Below are 253 nucleotides of genomic sequence, written 5' to 3' on the forward strand. Positions count from 1 at the left end.
TACATCATACATGTCTTTTTCCTCTTTGGTTAATTTACTGTATTGGGCAATATTGAACAACTTCTCAAATATTGGCTTACGTAGATATACAGGAATTTTATCTAATTCGCTCATGTTTTTTAAGACATAGAGCCACTAAAGGTTACTTTAAGTCTTCTATTTCTTCAATTGTAAGGCCCGTAATTTTGGTAATTTCAACCTCAGAGAAGTTCCTTTTCTTTAATTCCAACACAATGGATAGTGTTTTTCTATT

At 31.2% G+C, this 253-nt stretch carries 1 pseudogene; it reads right to left on the minus strand.

Annotation, left to right across the window (positions count from 1 at the left end):
- Nucleotides 1-135, minus strand: a pseudogene (locus tag AC6CHH_RS16445) (PD-(D/E)XK nuclease family transposase); the annotation flags it as partial.
- Between the last annotated feature and the right edge of the window lie 118 nt (nt 136-253).

The organism is Sphingobacterium sp. GQ94 (assembly GCF_059758715.1).